Here is a 20,694-nt window from a genome sequence, read left to right as displayed (position 1 = left end):
TAATAATGAAAATCTTCATAGATACTGCAAATATAGAAGAAATAAAAAACGCTAATGAAATGGGTGTAATTTGTGGTGTAACTACAAATCCTAGTTTAATAGCTAGAGAAAAAAGAAATTTTAAAGAGGTTATAAAGGAGATAACAGAAATAATTGATGGTCCAATAAGTGCTGAAGTAGTTTCGTTAGAAGCAGATAAAATGGTAGAAGAGGCGATTCCTTTAGCAGAGCTAAATAGAAATATTGTTATAAAAATACCAATGACAATTGAAGGGTTAAAAGCTTGTAAAAAATTGACATCTATGAAAATAAAAACAAATGTAACATTGATATTTAGTGCTTCACAAGCTTTATTAGCTGCAAGAGCAGGAGCAACATATGTGAGCCCATTTTTAGGGAGATTAGATGATATAGGAATTAGTAGTGAAGAGTTAATCTCAGATATTTCAACAATTTTTGATAAACATGGTATAAAAACGGAGATAATAGCAGCTAGTGTGAGAAATCCATGGCATGTAAAAGAAGCTGCAAAGGCAGGAGCACATATAGCAACTATTCCATATAATACTTTAATTGCTATGACAAAACATGAATTGACAGATAGAGGAATTGAAAAGTTTTTGAAAGATTGGGAAAATGCAGTTAAGTAAAAAATAAAGTTGAGGTAAAAATATGGAAAAAAATATAAAAAAATTAGAAAAAATAGCTAGAAAAGTAAGACGAGATATAATAGAGATGATATTTGAAGCAAATTCAGGACATCCAGGTGGTTCACTATCATGTGTAGATATTTTAACTACACTATATTTTTCTGAACTAAATATAAATCCTGAAAAACCTAAGGATGAAAATAGAGATAGATTTGTACTTTCTAAAGGACATGCAGCACCTGCCTTATATTCAATATTAGCAAATAGAGGTTATTTTGACGAGAAATTGTTAAAAACTTTAAGACAATATGGTTCCATTTTACAGGGACATCCAGATATGAAAAAAGTTCCAGGAATAGATATGTCCACAGGTTCTTTGGGACAAGGATTATCAGTAGCTAATGGAATGGCATTAGCTGGGAAAGTATCAAATAAAGATTATAGAGTTTATATAATAATGGGAGATGGAGAGCAACAAGAGGGACAAATATGGGAGGCTGCTATGACTTCTGCTCATTATAAACTTAATAATTTATGTGCTTTTATTGATCTTAATAATTTGCAAATAGATGGTGAAGTAGATAAAGTAATGGGAATAGAACCAATAGTGGATAAGTGGAAAGCATTTGGATGGAATGTTTTACAAATAGATGGACATAATTTTCAACAAATTTTTGATGCATTAGAAAAAGCTAAAAAAGAAAAAGAAAAACCTACTGTTATAGTGGCAAAAACAGTGAAAGGAAAGGGAGTTTCTTTTATGGAGAATGTGTGTGGATTTCATGGAACAGCACCAACACTAGAAGAAAAAAATAGAGCTATAGCTGAATTATTAGATTAAGCATCAATTGGAGGAAAAATATGAGTAAAAAGGCAACAAGACAAGCTTATGGGGAAGCTTTAGTAGAATTAGGAACTATAAATAAAGATGTTATAGTATTGGATGCTGATTTAACAAAATCAACAAAAACAAATTTATTTAAAGAGAGATTCCCTGAAAGACATTTTAATCTTGGAATAGCAGAAGCAGATTTGATGGGAACAGCTGCAGGGTTAGCTAGTTGTGGAAAAATAGTATTTGCATCTACATTTGCAATGTTTGCAGCAGGAAGAGGATTTGAACAGATAAGAAATTCTATAGCCTATCCAAAATTAAATGTTAAAATAGCTCCTACTCATGCTGGGATTACAGTAGGAGAAGATGGTGGTTCTCATCAGTCAGTAGAAGATATAGCACTTATGAGATCTATCCCTGGAATGGTAGTTTTATCACCAGCAGATGCAGTAGAAACCAAAAAAATGATATTTGAAGCAGCTAAGTATGATGGTCCAGTGTATATTAGAATGGGAAGACTAGATGTAGAAACAATATTTGATGAAGCTACTTATAATTTTGAAATAGGTAAAGCTAATATTTTAAAAAAAGGTAATGATGTTACAATAGTGGCTACAGGATTGATGACAATAGAAGCTCTAAAAGCAGCAGATATCTTAGAGAAAGAAGGAGTATCTGTAAGAGTAATTAATATGGGAACAATAAAACCATTGGATGAAAAAACAATATTAAAAGCAGCTAAAGAGACTAAATTTATAGTTACAGCAGAAGAACATTCCATAATAGGAGGATTAGGATCAGCAGTATCTGAATATTTATCAGAAATACATCCTACAAAAATAAAAAAATTAGGAATATATGATAAATTTGGTCAAAGTGGTAAAGCAACTGAATTATTAAAATACTATAATTTAACAAGTGAAAAACTTGTAGAAATTATAAAAGAAAATTTATAAAATTGTACTATATAATATTTTATGTTTATTTATTATCTAAAAATCATCAAAAAAATTCTCTTATAAAATATAAAAACAGTTAAATAAAAAGAGAGAGAAAAGAATCTCTCTCTTTTTTTATATTAGAATTATTTTATCAAACCAAATAATTGAGGTAAAAATAATGAAAATGCAGGTACAAATGTAACAATGAATAAGATAATAATTGTTATTATATAAAAAGGTAATAACCATTTAAAAACTTCTTCAATAGTAACATTTCCTACTTTACAACCAGTAAACAATATAGGTCCAACTGGTGGAGTTATAGTTCCAATACATAAGTTGAAAACTAACATAATTCCAAAATGAACTGGTGTCATTCCAAAGCTTTGAACTATTGGTAAAAATATTGGTGTAAAAATTAATACTGCAGGAGTAGGATCCATAAATGTACCTATTATTAAAAGTAAAATATTCATAATGATAAGTATTATAATTTTGTTATCAGTTATTCCAAGTAAAATTTCAGCTATTTTTTGTGGAATATGAGCAAAAGCCATAGCCCAAGACATAATAGAAGAAACCCCAATCATAAAGATAACTATTGCTGTCATTTGAGCAGAATTTAAAAATATTTTAGGTAAATCACTAACCTTCATCTCTCTATATATAAAAGATAGTATCAAAGAGTAGACAACTGCTATAGCAGATCCCTCAGTTGCAGTAAATATTCCTTTTAAAATACCACCAATAACTATAATAATAAGTAGTAAACTAGGAATAGCATCAAAAACAACTTTTAAAATAGTTTGAAAATTATTTTTAGTTTCTGATTTATATTTTAATTTTCTAGCCATGAGAGCTGCTACAATCATTATTCCAATTCCCCATAAAATACCAGGTAAATAACCTGCTATAAAAAGAGCTGAAACTGATACACTACCAGCAACAGTTGAATAAACAATCAAAGTATTACTAGGAGGAATCAACATTCCTGTAGGAGCAGAACAAATATTTACAGCAGCACTGTATTTTTTATCATAGCCTTCTTTTTCTTGAATAGGACCAATAGTTCCACCAACAGCAGCAGCAGCAGCAACTCCAGAACCACTAATAGCTCCAAATAACATATTAGCTACTACATTTGCTTGAGCTAATGGACCGTAAAATTTACTACCCAATAATTTTGCACAATTAATTAATCTAATAGCAATTCCACCAGTATTCATAATATTTCCAGCTAGTATAAAAAATGGTATAGCTAAAAGAGAAAAAGAATTTGTTCCAATAAAAACTCTTTGGGCAGAAGTAATCATAGCTCCATCAAATGGTAATACAACTAACATTGCCAAAGTTGAAGAAAGTCCAATACTAATACTGATAGGGACTCCCAATGTTAAACAAATTATCAAAGTAACAAAAATTATTAAGCCAACTTGTACTGCCAAATCCATAAATCTCTCCTTTTGAACCTCTAATATTTTTTTCTAATTAGAGTTTTAATATTATAAATAGCATAAAATATAATGATAACACCACTAATAGGAACAGCTGAATACACTACTCCCATAGGAATTTGTAGTGCAGCATCTGTTTGTCCCATCTGTTTAAGAGTGGTAAAATATCCACCATAAACCATAACACCTATTACGAATATAGTTATAATAATTTCTTGAAAAATATCAATGAATTTTCTCAAATTTTTAGGAGATAAATCTCTAACAAATGAAATTTGCATATGTTCTCTTTTTCCAAAAACATAGGCAGATCCATACATAACAAGCCAAACAAAAAGATATTGAGAAGTTTGTTCTGTAACAACACTAGGATTATTGAAAAAATATCTAGTTATAACTTGCCAAGTAACCAAAAGTGTCATTACTCCTAAAATAACAATACAGAAAATTTCAATTATTTTATCAAGTATATTTTTTATACACTCCATTATTTTCTCCTTAAATTATTTAATTTGCTAAAGCTCTAACATCAGTATAGATTTTTTTAGTCATATCAGAAATATTTGCAACTTCATCTTGTAAAGGTTTAACTCTTTCTTGGAAAGGTTTAATATCAACTTCTATAAATTGAGCTCCATTATCAATAGCTATTTTTTTAGCAGTTTCAACATTTTCACTCCATACTTCAAACTCTTTTTCTATAGTTTTTTTCATCAAATCATCAAATATTTTTTTATTTTCAGGAGTCATTCCATTATAGAATTTTTCGTTAACAATAATTAAATCTGGAACCATTAAGTGGTTAGTATATGAAAAATATGGCGCAATTTCATAGTGTTTTAAATCAACATAAGTAACTTCATTGTTTTCTCCACCTTCAATAACTCCTTGTTGAACAGCAGTATAAACTTCTCCTTGTCCCATAGGTGTTCCTACTCCACCCATATAATCAACCATTTTTTTCATAGTATCAGATTGCATAACTCTAAATTTATATCCTTTAAGATCAGAAGGTTGAGTCATAGGTTTATTAGTATATAGACATCTAGCACCAGCAGTGAAAGCTCCTATAACTTCAAATCCACTTGAAGTAGTTGATTTAAATAATGGATCTAAAACATCAGATAGAAATACTTTTTTCTGATGCTCTAAGCTATCATAAAGATATGGTAAACCAATTACAGCAAAGTCTTTATTAAAACTTTCAACTACAGGGTTACCAACAACAGACATTTGAATAACTCCATTTTGTACAAGTTCAGCAGTAGCTCTTTGATCTCCTAATAATTCATTAGGTGATATTTCTAATTTATAAGCACCATTTGTTTGAGCCTCTAACTCTTTACTGAATTCTTCTAAAGCCTTGTATTGAGGATGTTTTTCAGACTGGTTAAAAGCAACTTTTAAAACTTGTGTTTTAACTTTTGCAGTTTCACTTTTTTCCTCCTTTTTATCATCAGAACATCCAGTAAACATTCCCATAAGAATTAAACTTCCTAAAATTAATATTTTTTTCATATTTGCCTCCCCTTTTTTCGTAATTAAGAACAAGTTTGTAATTAAGAACAATAATAGTATAATACTTTTTGATATTAATGTCAATATATATTTAATAAAAAAACAATTTAAAAAAATATTTAACGTTCGTTAATAAAACGTTAAATTCTATATACAATCATGTGAAATAACGAGTTAGAAAAAGTAACGTAATTTAAAAATAATTGTTCTGTTTATAGAATTTTTAAATTATGGTATAATACTCATTAATTAGAGAAGAATATTATGAAGGAAGATAATGGATACAATTATAAGAAAAGAAGAAGAAAGAGATTATGAAAGAGTTATAGAGATAGCAAGAGATGCTTTTTGGGATCTATATTTTCCAGGAACAGATATTCCTACGATCATTAATAAATTACATAAGAGTTCAGATCTTATAAAGGATTTAACTTATATAATAGAGGTTGATGGTCAAGTGGAAGGTGGAATTTTCTATACTTTATCAACAGTTGTAGATTCTGAAGAAAATAGGCATCAAACAATATCTTTTGGACCTGTATTTATCTCTAAAAAATTTCAAAACCAAGGACTAGGAAAAAAATTGATAGAATATACTATTGAGAAGGCAAAGGAGCAAGGATATAAGGGAATATTGACTTTAGGTTATCCATACTACTATAAGAGTTATGGTTTTTTAGGAGGAAAAAATTATAACATATCTATGCCAGATATGAAATTTTATAAGGGGCTTTTAGTGCTTCCTTTGTATGCTGAAGCTTTAAAAGAGATATCGGGATATGTATTGTTTTCAAAAGACTTAGAAGCAACTCCAGAAGAGATAGAAGAGTTTGAAAAGAGATTTCCATACAGAGAAAAGGGATTTCAAGAGAGTCAATTGGAGTATCAAAAAGCTTGTATAGAATTAGATGAATAAAATTACAAAAGGTGCCCTAAATAGAGCACCTTTTATAATTACTTAATCAACTTATTTTAATGTATCAACAACATTCATTTTTATAGCTTTGAACTTACAAGTATCAAAACAGATTCCACAACCAACACATTTATCAGTTATTACGTGGTGTTTCTCTTTTACAGCTCCTTCGATAGCTCCAACAGGACACTTTCTAGCACAAGCTGTACATCCTTTACAGTTGTCTTCTATAATTTCAGCTTTTTTAATCTCTTTAATATCGCTTACAATAGCCTTAGTAGGACACTTAGTAGCACATATTCCACAAGAGATACATTTAGCTGGATCTATCTTAGCAAGGTTGTTTTCAACTGTGATAGCTCCAACAGGACAGTTCTTAGCACATATTCCACAACCGATACAAGCTACAGAACAAGCTTTTTTAGCGTTAACACCTTTTTCTTTAGAAGAACAAGTAACAGTAACTTTTTTACTTTGTGGTAACATAGCTATTACCTTCTTAGGACAAGCTTTTTGACAAAGTCCACAAGAGATACATTTATCCTCATCAACTTCAGCTATTCCATTAGCATTAACTTTAATAGCTCCAACAGGACAAACTTTTTCACAATCTCCATGACCTAAACATGAGTAAACACAAGACTTGTCTCCACCAGCATAAAGCATCATAGCAGCACAAGTTTGAAGTTCTCCATCAAAATCATATATTTTAGAAGTCTTAGTGTTGTCACCTTGACATAAAACTCTAGCTACAACTTTTTCACCAGAAACATCTACAGATGCTCCCATAATCTCTCCAATTTTTGCCGCTACAGCAGCTCCACCAGGTGCACATAATGACATAGGTGCTCCCTCTTCAACTATTGCAGCTGCATATCCAGAACATCCTGGATATCCACATCCTCCACAGTTTGCTCCAGGAAGAATTCCACTAATCGCTTCTATTTTAGGATCTACTTGAACTTCGAATTTAATTGAAGCAAAAGCTAGGAAAAGTCCCATTGCAAGTCCTGTTAACCCCAGCACAATTGCTGGTATTAATATCGCTTCCATATTTACCTCCAATAATTATTAAATTTTCATACCACTGAATCCCATAAATGCCATAGCAAGTAAACCTGCACAGATGAAGGCAATTGGAATTCCTTTAAATGGTGCTGGGATAGCAGAATACTCTATTCTTTCTCTTATACCAGCAAGTAGAACCAATGCAAGTGAGAATCCTACTGCAACTGCGAAACCATTTACAAGAGTTTCAATAAAGTTGTATTCAGATTGAATATTGATGATTGCAACCCCTAGTACAGCACAGTTTGTAGTTATAAGAGGTAGGAAAACTCCCAACGCTTTATAAAGTGATGGTGATGTTTTAGCAATAGCCATCTCAACGAATTGAACTAATGCTGCAATTATTAGAATAAAAGCAATAGTTTGTAGATATTCCAATCCAAAAGGAGCTAATATAAAATGATAAACAAGCCAAGTTACTGCAGATGCAATAGTTATAACGAATGTAACAGCCATTCCCATTCCTAAAGAGGCATCAACTTTCTTAGAAACTCCCATAAATGGACAACATCCTAAGAACTTAGCAAAAATAACGTTATTTATAAAAATTGAACCAATAATGATACTAAATAAACTACCAAAACTCACGATTATCCCTCCTTACTCTTTTTCATATCAAGATAGTTAAGGAAAGCTTTGATGAAAGCAATTGTAATAAATGCTCCAGGAGCTAGTATGAATATAAGAGCTGGTGAATATGATTCAGGTGTAACTCTTAATCCGAATATAGTTCCGTTTCCTAAAACCTCTCTAATCATTCCTAAAACTGTTAATGCAAGAGTAAATCCAAGTCCTGATCCAATACCATCTAAGAAAGATGCGAATACTCCATTTTTAGATGCAAAACTTTCAGCTCTTCCAAGTACAATACAGTTAACAACGATAAGAGGAATAAATAGTCCTAGTACCTTATATAAATCAGGAGTATATGCTTCCATAACCATTTGTACTATAGTAACTAGAGAAGCAATAATCATAATATATGCTGGTATTCTAACTTGTGAAGGAATTACGCTCTTAAGAGCAGAAATAATTAAGTTAGAACAAGCAAGAACTGCAATAACAGCTAATCCCATAGATAGACCATTCATTGCTGAACTTGTAACTCCAAGTGTTGGACATAGTCCTAAAAATAGTACAAATATAGGGTTTTCTTTAAAAATTCCTGATAATATTATTTTTCCATAATTATTTTTCATTATTTACTCACCCCAGTTTCATAAGCTTTTAAAGCTCTCATAAGTCCTGTATAAACAGCGTTAGGAGATATTGTAGCTCCAGCAAAGGCGTCAACAGATTTATTAAATTCATAAGAAGAATTTTTTCCAATCCAGTGATCTTGCCACTCTATTCCAGCTATTTTAGCTCCTAGTCCTGGAGTTTCAGCTTGGTTAATAACTCTTACTCCAGCAATTGTACCATCTAAGTTAATTCCAAGAGTAAATGTGATATTTCCTGCATATCCAGGTTGAGCAACTGTTACAACATATCCAACTTTGTTTCCATTAGCATCATATCCAGGAACAAAAGATAGATCTTCAACATCAATTGCCTCAGCAACTTTAAACTCATTAGCTGAAGTTAAAACTTGTTTTTTAGCTTCATTTTGTGCTTTTTCATTGTTTTGAGCAATAACAACTTTAGTAAAATCATTAACTAATCCTAAGATTCCTGCTGAGACTGCAGCTATAACTAATAGAACTAGTCCATAATGTACAAATCTATTTTTCATTAGCTTTCACCTCACCAAATTTTTTAGGTTTAGTATATCTATTGATTAGAGGTACAACTCCATTCATAATTAAGATAGAGTATGCAACTCCCTCAGGATATCCACCTTTCATTCTTATAGTAGAGATTAGAAGTCCTAATAGTAAAGCATAGATTATCTTACCTTTGTTAGTGTAAGGACTTGTAACCATATCAGTAGCCATATAGAAAGCTCCTAAGAAAAGTCCTCCAGATAGTATATGCATTACAGGATCTCCACCCATAGCCCAAGTTAAAACGAATACAGTTCCAATTATAATTGCAGGAACTTTCCAATCAATTTGCTTTTTATAGATTAGGTATATTCCACCTATTAATAATGCAAGTGCTGAAGTCTCTCCTAAACATCCACCCATTCTTCCAATGAAAGCTTGTAAATATTGGTTTCCACCTTCTAATAGAACAGAATCTAGGTTAATACCTCTCTTCATAGCATCAAGTACTGTAGCTCCAGCTTTTCCATCATAAGCAAATGTAGTGATAGCTACTGGCCAAGATGCTTGAACGAAAGCTCTTCCTACTAAAGCAGGGTTGAATACATTGTGTCCAAGCCCTCCAAATACCATTTTACCTAAACCAATTGATACCACACAACCAACAACTACATATTGTAGTGGCATAATAACTGGAATTACAAAAGCAAATAATATACCTGTAATAATAGCACTTCCATCAAATATAGATGGCTCTTGTCCCATTACTTTTTGACATAAATACTCTGTAACCATACAAGTAAGTATAGATACAGCAGTTACTATAAATGCTCTTATACCAAATACATAAACAGCAAATAGAAACGCTGGTATTAATGATATAATTACATCATACATTACTTTTTCAACTGTTTCTGATGTTCTTATATGAGGCGATGGCCCCATCTTTAAAATATTAGTCACTTTACCCTCCTGTAACTTAATAACAATTTAGTTATAATTATTTCTATTTTTTCATTGCTCTTAATTTAGATTTTCCTATTTTAATAGCTTCAGTTAGTGGTCTATTAGCTGGACAGATGTATGCACAAGATCCACACTCAATACAATCCATTAAGCTGAATTGTCCAAGTTGTTCCCATTGCTCAAAAGCAGCAAGTCTTGCAAACATAAGAGGCTCTAATCCCATAGGACAAGCTTCTACACACTTTCCACACCCAATACAAGATTTAGGTTTGTAAGGATTTGTTTCCTCTCTAGTAAGAGCTAATAGTCCAGAAGTTCCTTTTATAACAGGGGCATCTTCAGAGAATTGAGCCATTCCCATCATAGGTCCTCCCATTACAAGCTTATCAACTATCTCTCTATTTACTCCACAATAATCCAATAGATAAGAGAATGGTGTTCCAATAGCTATTTTAACGTTTTTAGGTGTAGCAATAGCTTTTCCTGAAACAGTAACAACTTTCTCTATTAATGGGATACCATTAACGATACCATCATATATAGCAGCAGCAGTACCAGTATTTTGAACTACAACTCCAACAGCAGATGGAAGTTTTCCAGATGGAACCTGTCTATCTAGAACAGCTTTAATAAGTTGTTTTTCTCCTCCTTGAGGGTATTTTGTTTTTAAAGGTGCTATCTGAATTCCAGTTCCTTCAGCAGCTTTTTTCATAGAAGCAATAGCTTCAGGTTTATTCTCTTCAATACCTACTATGGCATTGTTTATTCCAAGAATTTTCTTTATAATTTGGATACCGTTTATTATCTTTTCTGGGTGCTCAAGCATAAGTCTGTTATCTGAGTTTAGATAAGGCTCACACTCAGCTCCGTTAAGTAATAGAGTATCAATTTTAGCATCAGCTGGTGGATTAAGTTTGATATGAGTAGGGAAACTAGCTCCTCCAATACCAACGATACCTTTCTCTCTAATCATAGCAAGTAGATCTTTTTTGTCAGCAGCTTCCCAGTTTTCGATTTTAGGTAGCTCTGCCCAAGTCTCTTGTTCATCATTTTCAATAATGATAGTTTTAATTCTTCCCATTAAAGGAAAAACGTGTTCTTCTATCTTCTTGATTGTTCCACTTACTGGAGAGTGAATAGGTGATGACATAAAAGCTTGAGAATCAGCTATTTTTTGTCCCTTTAAAACCTTGTCTCCAATAGCTACAGTTGGATCTAGTGGTGATCCGATATGTTGTAATAATGCGATATACAACATTTTTGGTGCTTTCAGTTCTTCAACAGCCATATTTTCTGTTTGAATTTTATTTTCAGGTGGATGCACTCCTCCTCTGAAACCAAAAAATTTCATACAAAATCTCCTTTCAACTTTAAAGTTAATTACTACTAAACTAAGTTTATCATATTTATTACTATTTAACAACATATTTTCGATATTTTTTTAATCACTTTTTGTTATATTTTTGCATTATTTTTCCTAAATCCAGATCTAAAGCTATGTCTATGGCACATTTAGCAGCTGTCTCAATCATTAATGTTACCTCTTTTTGTTCACTTTTATCAAACTGTCCTAGTACAAAATCAATAGTATTGTCCTTTCCTCTACCTATACCACATTTTATACGTAAAAATTGATCTCCAAGATGTGATATAATCGACTTTATACCGTTGTGCCCACCAGAACTTCCCTTCTCTTTTACTCTCAATTTTCCAACAGGAAGATCCATATCATCATAGATAACAATTAACTCTTTTTTTGGATCTATTTTATAAAAATTAACAACTTCTATGATAGAATTTCCACTTAAATTCATAAAAGTTTGTGGTTTTAAAAATAGTATTTTCTCACCATCAACTATCTTTTCACTTAAAAGTCCTTGAAATTTCTCCCTTTCATTTGTTATTCCAAGTTCTTTTTGAAGTTGATTAATTACTTCAAATCCTATATTATGTCTTGTTTTTTCATATTTATTCCCTGGATTTCCAAGTCCAACAATCAGTTTCATTATTTTGTAATCTCCTTTTTAACATTCAGCATTAAATGTAAATTTAGCTAAACCACCCAATGAAGTTTCTCTGTATTCCTGTTTTAAATCCTTACCTGTTTCTCCCATAGTTCTAACAACTTGATCAAATGTAACCTTATGTTTTCCATCAGTATATAGGCTGTAAGCAGCAGCGTCTAAAGCTCTAGCAGAAGCAGCAGCATTTCTCTCTATACAAGGCACTTGAACATATCCACCTACAGGGTCACAAGTCAATCCAAGATGATGTTCTAAAGCCATCTCTGCAGCATATTCTATCTGAGCAAGAGATCCACCTAAAAGGAAACAAGCCATAGCAGCAGCCATTGAACAAGCAGAACCTATCTCAGCTTGACAACCACCTTCAGCACCTGATATTGTAGCATTCTCTTTGATCAAGTTTCCAATAAGACCAGCTACAGCTAAGCTTCTTAAGATCTCGTCTTCACTTAGATCATACTCCTCTCTCATAGCGTATAAAAGTCCTGGGATAACTCCACAAGCACCACAAGTAGGAGCAGTAACAACTCTTCCTCCAGCTCCATTTTCCTCTGAAACAGCAAGTGTATAGGCAAATATTCTACCTAAGAAACCACCTCTACTGTGATTATTTCTAGCCTTTCTATAGAAGTTAGAAGCTTTTCTAGGGTATTTTAAACTTCCTGGAAGGATACCAGTTGTAGAGATTCCCTTTTCAACCGCAGCTTTCATAGCCTCCCAAATCTCTTTTAGGAATGGAAAAATCTCCTCTCCTTCACACTCTACTACATACTCCCAATACTCTTTTTGATTCTCTTCACACCACTGTTGAATGTCTTTCATAGTATTTAAAGTATACACAGATAGAGCTCCTTTTCTCTCTTGGTAATGCTCCATTATAGTTCCACCACCAACAGAGAATACCAACCATTCATCTATCTGCTTATTATCTTTGTCAAATGCTTTAAAAAGCATTCCATTAGTATGGTATCTATGAACAATTTCAGGTTTCCAAACTATATCAGTAGGAATAGGTTTCATAGTCTCAATTATTATCCAGTCAGTAAGATGTCCTTTACCAGTAAGTGCTAGAGAACCATATAGTTCAACTTCAAATTTTGTGGCATTTGGATTTTTTGCTTTAAATTTTTTAGCTGCTCTCTCTGGACCCATTGTATGAGAACTTGAAGGTCCATTTCCTATCTTAAACAACTCCTTTAAACTATCCATTCTAACCTCCTTAAGTATATAAAATTTTTGTTAACCATTTAAAAAAAAGTGAAGAAAGCTAGAAAAACTCCTTTTCAAGCTTTTTTCACTTTGTTAATTTATGCTTGTCTGATCTCACCTTTATAATCTTTTGAGATAGTTGTAAGTATTTTTTCGATTGCAGTACTTATCTCTTTTTCATCAAGAGTTTTTTCTTTATTTCTAAGTACGATACTAAGAGCTACAGATTTTTTATCTGCGTCTATTCTCTCTCCCTCATAAACGTCAAAAATATTGATGTTTTCAATAATAGGAGATACTCTTTTTAAGTTTTCTACCATATTACCAACAAGTACATCTTTAGAAAGAACAATTGCAAGGTCTCTAGTAACTTCTGGATACTTGACAATCTTCTCATATTTAGCTTGACCTTTCATATATTTTGTACATTTAGTAAGGTCTAATTCAGCTATATATACTCTCTCTCTCTTTATCTCCATCTTCTCTTGAACATCAGGATGTATCTCTCCAAAGATTCCAATAGTGTCATTACCTATCTTAATCTCTGCACTTCTTCCTGGATGGAAATTACAGTTACTGCTTCTTTCAAGTTTGTATCTAGCTATACCTAGGTACTCCATAAGCTTCTCTACATAACCTTTAAGAGTGTAGAAATCATAAGCTTCTGGTTTTGGATTCCATAGAGTTCTCTCAGGTCTACCAGAAAGTCCAATACAGATTCTAAGATCTTCATCAGCTAACTCTTCAGCTGGAGTAAATACTCTAGAAACCTCACATAATCTAAGATCAAATTGATTTCTATTGATATTATCTCTTATGTTAGCAAGTAAACTCCACATTAGAGTAGGTCTAAGTATAGACATATCTTCACTTAATGGGTTTTTGATCTCGATAACCCTATCTTTTATATTAAGTATATCCACTACATTTTTAGGAATAAAAGAGTAGTTTATAACCTCTTGAAGTCCGATCTCTCTTAAAATTTCCTTTGTATTATCTATCAAATCAATATTTGGAGCTTTTTTACCAGCTTGTATATTTTCAATTGGCATAACAGCTTCAATATTTTCAAATCCATACATTCTAATAACTTCTTCATAGATATCAGCAGTTCTAGTTAGATCTCCTCTATATGTAGGTGGAGTGATAACTAGAGTATCTTGAGAAAGTGTCTTAATTCCAAGTCCTAAGTTACTTAAGATCTTTCCAACAATCTCAGGAGAAAGCTCTTTTCCTATGAATTTATTTAATTTTTGTAAGCTTAGTGGGATCTCATATTTTTGTGGCTTTTCAACATATCTATCAATAGCTCCATCTAGGATCTCTCCACCAGCTAATTCAGCAATAAGAGCAGCTGCTCTCTCACTAGAATCAGGAATATTCTCTATATCAGTTCCTCTCTCATTTCTATAAGATGAATCAGTAGAGATTCCAAGTTTTCTTCCTGTTTTTCTAATATTTTCAGGAGTGAAGTATGCTACTTCTAAGAATACATTTTTAGTTTCTGAAGTGATTTCAGTTCCAACTCCACCAATAATTCCAGCAATAGCAGTAACTTTTTCATCATCAGCTATAACTAATTCTCCATTTAATTCTCTTTCAACACCATCAAGAGTTACTATTTTTTCACCCTCTTTAGCAGCTCTAACTGTAATACTTCCATTAGCTACTTTATCTAGGTCAAAAGCGTGCATAGGTTGATTATATTCAAACATTACAAAGTTAGTAATATCAACTATATTGTTGATAGGTTTTAATCCCATAGCTCTAATTCTTTTCTTAAGCCATTCAGGAGATTCACCAACAGTAACGTTTCTGATAACTCTTCCCATATATCTCTTACATCTTTCTTTATCTTCGATAGTAACTTTAGCAACAGTTGTAGTAGGATCAATAGCCTCTGTATAAGTTACAGAAGGGTATTTTACCTTTCTACCATAGTAAGCAGCTATCTCTCTAGCTATACCTATATGAGATAGGCAATCTGGTCTGTTAGGAGTTATTTCAAGTTCAAAAATAACGTCATCTAGACCCATATATTTTCTATACTCTTCTCCAATAGGTGCATCTTCAGGAAGGATTATAATTCCATCTCCATCTTCTCCAATACCAAGTTCAACTTGAGAGCATAGCATACCATAAGATTCTACATCTCTAATTTTACTCTTTTTAATTTTGAAATCTCCAGGAAGTACAGCACCAATTTTAGCTACAACAACCTTATCTCCTAATTTATGGTTTGGAGCTCCACAAACTATTTGTAAAACCTCTTCATTTCCAACATCTACTTTAACAAGAGTTAACTTGTCAGAGTTAGGGTGTTTTCCATACTCTACAATGTGTCCTATAACTACATTGTCAAGATCTTTACCTTGAATTTCGATAGCCTCAACCTCTTGCCCTATCATAGTCAAAGCGTTATCTAATTCTTTTAAATCTTCTTTTATATCAACATACTGTTTTAACCAGTCTAAAGAAATTAACATTACTCTCCTCCAGAATTACTTAAATTGTTTTAAAAATCTTACATCATTTTCAAAGAAAGCTCTTAAGTCATTTATTCCACGTCTTAACATTGCCACTCTCTCTATACCCATACCAAAGGCAAATCCACTTACCTCTTCTGGATCATAACCAACAGCTTTTAGAACCTCAGGGTCAACCATTCCACAACCCATTATCTCTACCCAACCACTATCTTTACACATTCTACAACCTTTACCTTTACATACAGCACACTGTATATCTACCTCAGCAGAAGGCTCTGTGAATGGGAAGAAGTGAGGTCTAAATCTAACTTCAGTATCTCCAAACATTTTCTTTAATGACTCAGTTAAAATAGCTTTAAAGTTAGCAAATGAAATGTTTTCACCAATCATTAAACCTTCCATTTGATGGAACATAGGTGTATGAGATATATCGTAGTCAGGTCTATAAACCTTACCAGGACAGATCATTCTAAATGGTGGTTTATGCTCAAGCATGTATCTAACTTGAACTGGTGAAGTTTGAGTTCTTAAAACAACATCATCATTGATATAGAATGTATCAGTAATATCTCTTGAAGGATGAGTTTCAGGAATATTTAATGCATCAAAATTGTATTTTACATACTCCACTTCAGGTCCATCAGCTACATCAAATCCCATATCTATGAATATATTTTTCATAAAATTCATAGTATCAGTTATTGGGTGTGTAGTTCCTAATACATTTCTTTTTCCAGGAAGAGTTATATCAATAACCTCTTCAGCTAATCTTTGATTTTTCTCTTTTTCTTTCAATTCCATATTTTTAGACTCTAATTTAGAGTTGATAAACTCTCTCAACTCATTAACTAATTGTCCAACTATTGGTCTCTCCTCAGGAGTAAGATTTTTCATCCCTTTTGAAATTTCAGTTAACTCCCCTTTTTTCCCAAGTAATTTTACTCTAATTTCTTCTAATTCTAGTAAAGATTCTGCTTTTTCTATGCTAAGATTAGCAGTTTCTTTAAGTTGTGCTACCTTTTCTTTCATTTTTCCTCCCTAGTTTAAAAGGCTTTTATATTTAAAAATTTTATATACTTTTATGAAAAAATTCAATATCTTTTTCAGTAATATTTAAAATTCCATATTCATTGTCATATACAGCACCTGGGTTAAATAATATAATACCATCTTTTTTTGAAATATATGGGATGTGAGTATGACCAAAAATAACAATATTACAATTTAATCTTTTTCCTCTCTCCTCGATAGAATCATAGGAGAATTTTACTCCATATTCGTGACCATGAGCCAGAAGGATCTTAGATCCTTCTAGCTCAATTATCACTTCATCTTCATATCTTCTGTCGAAAATATCACAATTTCCCCGAACTATATAGTATTTAGAGTCAGGGTACAGATAGGAAAGCTCCTCCCCGTCAGTACTATGATCTCCAGCACAGATAACAACATCTGGTTGCTCTTTTTTATAAATATTAATCAATGTATTTAATCTTTTGTGTGAATCCGAAATTATTAAAACTTTCATTTTTAACTCTTATCCTATAAATATAGGAGCCTTTCCTTTTTCTAATAATTTAATACCATTTTTACCTATTATCTTTTCAAAGAAATAACTTCTACTTAGATTTCCCATAATTAGTAAGTCAGCACCATCTACTTTTTTCAAAATCTCTTCAAAATTATTTGTTACTAACTCTTCATGTTTAATTTTTTTATTGTGTTCCTCTAGATATTCAATCAATATATTTTCCTCAATCTCTTTATTAATAGCAAAAGATGAGAACTCATTGATGTGTGGGAAGATATTTATAAAGTGATAGCAACTTCTGTTGATTTTGACACCATTGTCGTTAGCTATAACTATGTTATTCATATGAGATAGAGGTTTTTCACCAATCAAGAATATTGATTTGTAATTTCCTTTTAATATACTTACCTCATTTTCATTTAAAATATCATTTTTTCCCATAATAAGAATATCACATCTTTTCATATGTTCTGTGACAATTTCAGGTACAAGCCCAATATCTATTACAAGTTCAGAAGCAACCCCTTTTTCTTTCAGTAGTTTTTTGATACTTTCGATTTCACCTTTTTCAACCTCGTCCCAACCTTGAGATATAACAGGAGCTCTACCAGCCATCATAAAACCATCTGTTGTAGTTAATAGCTTCTCTCTTGACATATCTTTGATGTAAAGGGGATAGATTTTAAAGCCAAACTCTTTTTCCAAATAAACTGCACTGTCAATTAAATTTTCTCTTTCAATTTCATTTCCAAATAAAACTAATGCTCTTTTCATAGATATCACCCCATTTAAAATGTAAGTTGATTAAATATAATTATTCCACTGTTTCCTCTATCATCTCTTCCTCTTCAGAAGGTTGATTTTCCTCAGTAGTTATAACCTCACTTGAAACTGTACTAACTGCTTCGATTTTATCTAATTCATCATCAGCATCTTCAGACTTAACTCTAGTAATAGAAACAACTTTTTCATCTTTTCCATTGACCTTCATAATGATTACACCTTGAGTAGCTCTACCATATAGGACAATATCCTCTACAGCTATTCTTATAACTACTCCAGAAGATGTGATAGCCATTAACTGCTCACCTTGTGTAACAGAAAGGACAGATACAACAGCACCAGTCTTAGGATTACATCTTAAATTGATAACTCCCTTACCAGTTCTAGATTGTGCTGGATACTCATATATCTTACTTCTCTTACCATAACCGTTCTCTGTGATAGTTAAGATACTGCTATTTTCAGCATCTTTTATAAGTAGAGCAGAAACAACTGTATCATTGTCTCTAAGAGTTAACCCTTTTACTCCCATAGTATCTCTACCAGTATGTCTTACTTGTTCACAAGAGAATCTGATAGAGTAACCATTTTGAGTAGCTATTAATAGCTCCTCTTTATCTATATTTTCAATAAGTCCAACATATATTATGTCGTCGTCATCTTTTAATTTAATAGCTTTTAAACCAGAAACATTTATATTTTTAAATTCGCTTAGGTTAGTCTTTTTAACAATTCCATCTTTAGTTACGAAGATAACCTCGTTCTCATTAGAGAAATCTCTAGTCTTGATGATAGCTCTAATTTTCTCATCATCTCTAAGCTTGATGATATTACCTATCAATCTACCTCTAGATTGTTTAGATGTCTCAGGAATCTCATACACTTTTATATTGTGTACTCTTCCCTGGTTTGTAAAGATTAAAAGTGTATCTAGGTTGTTAGCTGACTCAATATTCTCTACAAAGTCATCTTCAACAGTATTTTGACTAGCTACTCCCTTTCCACCTCTTCTTTGAGCTTTGTACTTGCTTAACTCCATTCTCTTAACATAACCTTTATTAGTGAATGTAAGTATTACAGCCTCATCTTTGATAAGATCCTCTTGAGTTATCTCTTTTCTCTCTTTTTCAATGACAGTTCTTCTCTCATCATTGTATTTATCTTTTAACTCTTGAAGTTCAGTTTTCATAATCTCATATATTCTTGAATCATTAGCTAAAATATCTCTCAATTCAGCAATATATTTTTCAATCTCTTGATATTCAGCCTCAACCTTATCTCTCTCTAATCCAGTTAATCTTTGTAGCTTCATATCAAGTATGGCTCTAGCTTGTACATCTGTAAAACCATATTTTTCTACTAGTTGTTCTCTAGCTTGGTTACCATCAGAGGCACCTCTAACCAATTCAATAATTCTATCTATATTATTAAGAGCAATTCTATAACCTTGTAATATGTGTGCTCTCTTCTCTGCTTTTTCTAAGTTGAACTTAGTTCTTCTTGTGATAACTTCAAATCTATGTTTGATATACTCTTCAATGATCTGTTTTAAGTTCAATACCTTTGGAGTATTGTTTACAAGAGCCAGCATAATTATACCGAATGTATTTTGCAACTCTGTGTATTTGTAAAGTTTATTTAGAATTAATTCAGGCTCCTCACCTTTCTTTAACTCAATAACAACTCTGATACCATCTCTATCTGACTCATCTCTAAGATCTGATATACCAACTATCTTTTTATCCTTTACTAGATCAGCAATTCTCTCAATAAGAGTAGATTTATTAAGTTGATATGGGATTTCTTTTATTATAATATTTATTTTTCCATTTTTCAACTCTTCAATATCAATTTTACCTCTTACTCTTACTTTTCCTCTACCTGTCATATAAGCATCTTTAATACCCTTATCTCCATCTATGATAGCTCCAGTAGGGAAGTCAGGTCCTTTTATATACTCCATTAGATCAAGTGGAGTTAGATCTGGATTTTCAATAAGAGCTAAAGTTCCATCTACAACCTCTCCTAGATTGTGAGGAGGGATATTAGTAGCCATACCAACAGCTATTCCAGTTGCTCCATTTAAAAGTAAGTTAGGAAGTTTAGCAGGTAAAACTGTAGGCTCATCCAATGAATCGTCAAAGTTTTTTCTAAAATCAATAGTATTTTTATCTATATCCTCTAGAAGTTCATTACTTATCTTAGCCATTCTAGCCTCAGTATATCTCATTGCAGCTGCAGAATCTCCATCGATTGATCCAAAGTTTCCATGTCCAGAGATCAAAGGATATCTGTAGTTGAAATCCTGAGCCATTCTAACCATTGTTCCATAAACAGCAGAGTCACCGTGAGGGTGGTACTTACCTAGTACTTCCCCGACGATTCTGGCTGATTTTTTATATGGTTTATCAAAACTCATACCAAGTTCATTCATAGCAAATAGTATTCTTCTATGTACAGGTTTCATTCCATCTCTTACATCTGGAAGAGCTCTACTTACAATAACACTCATTGAATAATCAAGGTATGATTCTTTCATTTCATCTTCTATGTATCTATTATTTATATTCGACATACGATTATTTCTCCTCTTAATCTTAATTTTAC

At 32.1% G+C, this 20,694-nt stretch carries 20 protein-coding genes; 4 read left to right on the top strand and 16 right to left on the bottom strand.

What is annotated here, in order from left to right; translation table 11 throughout:
- Window positions 1-5: 5 nt before the first annotated feature.
- Genes fsa through ABNK64_RS03555 form a run of 3 tightly spaced genes read left to right on the top strand, consistent with a single transcriptional unit; the run spans window position 6 to window position 2,441 of the window.
- Window positions 6-650, top strand: coding sequence for a fructose-6-phosphate aldolase (gene fsa / locus ABNK64_RS03565; protein WP_349763486.1), 645 nt, complete (start codon window positions 6-8; stop codon window positions 648-650).
- Between the two features lie 22 nt (window positions 651-672).
- Entirely contained in the window at window positions 673-1,491 is an 819-nt protein-coding gene (locus ABNK64_RS03560; protein ID WP_349763485.1) for a transketolase, read from the top strand.
- A gap of 20 nt (window positions 1,492-1,511) precedes the next feature.
- Window positions 1,512-2,441 (top strand): transketolase family protein, encoded by a 930-nt coding sequence (locus tag ABNK64_RS03555; RefSeq protein ID WP_349763484.1) that lies wholly within the window; start codon window positions 1,512-1,514, stop codon window positions 2,439-2,441.
- A 128-nt stretch (window positions 2,442-2,569) separates the two neighbouring features.
- On the opposite strand, the gene ABNK64_RS03550 is transcribed toward ABNK64_RS03555, so the two are convergent.
- The 3 genes from ABNK64_RS03550 to ABNK64_RS03540 are packed head-to-tail and all read right to left on the bottom strand — an operon-like array spanning window position 2,570 to window position 5,398.
- Window positions 2,570-3,877 carry a TRAP transporter large permease gene (locus ABNK64_RS03550; RefSeq protein ID WP_300342500.1) on the bottom strand — a complete coding sequence of 436 codons (1,308 nt, stop codon included), beginning with the start codon at window positions 3,875-3,877 and terminating at the stop codon, window positions 2,570-2,572.
- Window positions 3,878-3,897: 20 nt separating this feature from the next.
- Window positions 3,898-4,368, bottom strand: coding sequence for a TRAP transporter small permease (locus ABNK64_RS03545; protein WP_349763483.1), 471 nt, complete (start codon window positions 4,366-4,368; stop codon window positions 3,898-3,900).
- Between the two features lie 19 nt (window positions 4,369-4,387).
- Window positions 4,388-5,398 (bottom strand): TRAP transporter substrate-binding protein, encoded by a 1,011-nt coding sequence (locus ABNK64_RS03540; protein ID WP_300390384.1) that lies wholly within the window; start codon window positions 5,396-5,398, stop codon window positions 4,388-4,390.
- Between the two features lie 277 nt (window positions 5,399-5,675).
- Here ABNK64_RS03540 and ABNK64_RS03535 point away from each other — a divergent pair, with 277 nt between their 5' ends.
- Window positions 5,676-6,314, top strand: a complete 639-nt coding sequence (locus ABNK64_RS03535) for a GNAT family N-acetyltransferase (RefSeq protein WP_349763482.1) — start codon at window positions 5,676-5,678, stop codon at window positions 6,312-6,314.
- A 51-nt stretch (window positions 6,315-6,365) separates the two neighbouring features.
- Here ABNK64_RS03535 and ABNK64_RS03530 read toward each other — a convergent pair whose 3' ends face one another.
- The 13 genes from ABNK64_RS03530 to gyrA all read right to left on the bottom strand — a co-directional run bounded on the left by ABNK64_RS03530 (window position 6,366) and on the right by gyrA (window position 20,662).
- Window positions 6,366-7,367, bottom strand: a complete 1,002-nt coding sequence (locus tag ABNK64_RS03530) for an RnfABCDGE type electron transport complex subunit B (protein WP_291256476.1) — start codon at window positions 7,365-7,367, stop codon at window positions 6,366-6,368.
- Window positions 7,368-7,385: 18 nt separating this feature from the next.
- A complete protein-coding gene (rsxA, locus tag ABNK64_RS03525; RefSeq protein WP_291256475.1) occupies window positions 7,386-7,970 on the bottom strand; it encodes an electron transport complex subunit RsxA in 585 nt (194 codons plus the stop codon).
- 2 nt (window positions 7,971-7,972) lie between these two features.
- On the bottom strand, window positions 7,973-8,581 hold the full coding sequence (rsxE, locus tag ABNK64_RS03520) for an electron transport complex subunit RsxE (RefSeq protein ID WP_300342591.1): 609 nt from the start codon (window positions 8,579-8,581) through the stop codon (window positions 7,973-7,975).
- Window positions 8,581-9,114: an RnfABCDGE type electron transport complex subunit G gene (locus ABNK64_RS03515; protein ID WP_300342593.1), complete on the bottom strand. Its 534-nt coding sequence runs from the start codon at window positions 9,112-9,114 to the stop codon at window positions 8,581-8,583. The genes rsxE and ABNK64_RS03515 overlap by 1 nt, the downstream gene beginning before the upstream one ends.
- Window positions 9,104-10,048 (bottom strand): RnfABCDGE type electron transport complex subunit D, encoded by a 945-nt coding sequence (locus ABNK64_RS03510; protein ID WP_349763481.1) that lies wholly within the window; start codon window positions 10,046-10,048, stop codon window positions 9,104-9,106. Before ABNK64_RS03510 ends, ABNK64_RS03515 begins: the two co-directional genes overlap by 11 nt.
- Before the next feature lie 43 nt (window positions 10,049-10,091).
- Window positions 10,092-11,402 (bottom strand): electron transport complex subunit RsxC, encoded by a 1,311-nt coding sequence (gene rsxC / locus ABNK64_RS03505; protein WP_300342597.1) that lies wholly within the window; start codon window positions 11,400-11,402, stop codon window positions 10,092-10,094.
- 94 nt (window positions 11,403-11,496) lie between these two features.
- Window positions 11,497-12,057, bottom strand: a complete 561-nt coding sequence (pth, locus tag ABNK64_RS03500) for an aminoacyl-tRNA hydrolase (protein ID WP_300342599.1) — start codon at window positions 12,055-12,057, stop codon at window positions 11,497-11,499.
- Window positions 12,058-12,075: 18 nt separating this feature from the next.
- Complete coding sequence (locus tag ABNK64_RS03495) at window positions 12,076-13,284, bottom strand: L-serine ammonia-lyase (protein ID WP_291256469.1); 1,209 nt, start codon at window positions 13,282-13,284, stop codon at window positions 12,076-12,078.
- Window positions 13,285-13,382: 98 nt separating this feature from the next.
- Window positions 13,383-15,770, bottom strand: a complete 2,388-nt coding sequence (gene pheT, locus ABNK64_RS03490; protein WP_300390390.1) for a phenylalanine--tRNA ligase subunit beta — start codon at window positions 15,768-15,770, stop codon at window positions 13,383-13,385.
- Between the two features lie 15 nt (window positions 15,771-15,785).
- On the bottom strand, window positions 15,786-16,802 hold the full coding sequence (pheS, locus tag ABNK64_RS03485) for a phenylalanine--tRNA ligase subunit alpha (RefSeq protein WP_291256467.1): 1,017 nt from the start codon (window positions 16,800-16,802) through the stop codon (window positions 15,786-15,788).
- Window positions 16,803-16,842: 40 nt separating this feature from the next.
- Window positions 16,843-17,301, bottom strand: coding sequence for a YfcE family phosphodiesterase (locus tag ABNK64_RS03480; protein WP_300342605.1), 459 nt, complete (start codon window positions 17,299-17,301; stop codon window positions 16,843-16,845).
- A gap of 9 nt (window positions 17,302-17,310) precedes the next feature.
- Window positions 17,311-18,078, bottom strand: coding sequence for a putative universal stress family protein (locus ABNK64_RS03475; RefSeq protein ID WP_349763480.1), 768 nt, complete (start codon window positions 18,076-18,078; stop codon window positions 17,311-17,313).
- 40 nt (window positions 18,079-18,118) lie between these two features.
- Complete coding sequence (gene gyrA, locus ABNK64_RS03470; protein ID WP_349763479.1) at window positions 18,119-20,662, bottom strand: DNA gyrase subunit A; 2,544 nt, start codon at window positions 20,660-20,662, stop codon at window positions 18,119-18,121.
- Window positions 20,663-20,694 lie beyond the last annotated feature (32 nt).

It is taken from the genome of Fusobacterium sp. SYSU M8D902 (assembly GCF_040199715.1).
GTDB lineage: Bacteria > Fusobacteriota > Fusobacteriia > Fusobacteriales > Fusobacteriaceae > Fusobacterium_A.
Note: the sequence above shows the minus strand (reverse complement) of the source record. Positions and strands in the feature narration are given on the sequence as shown.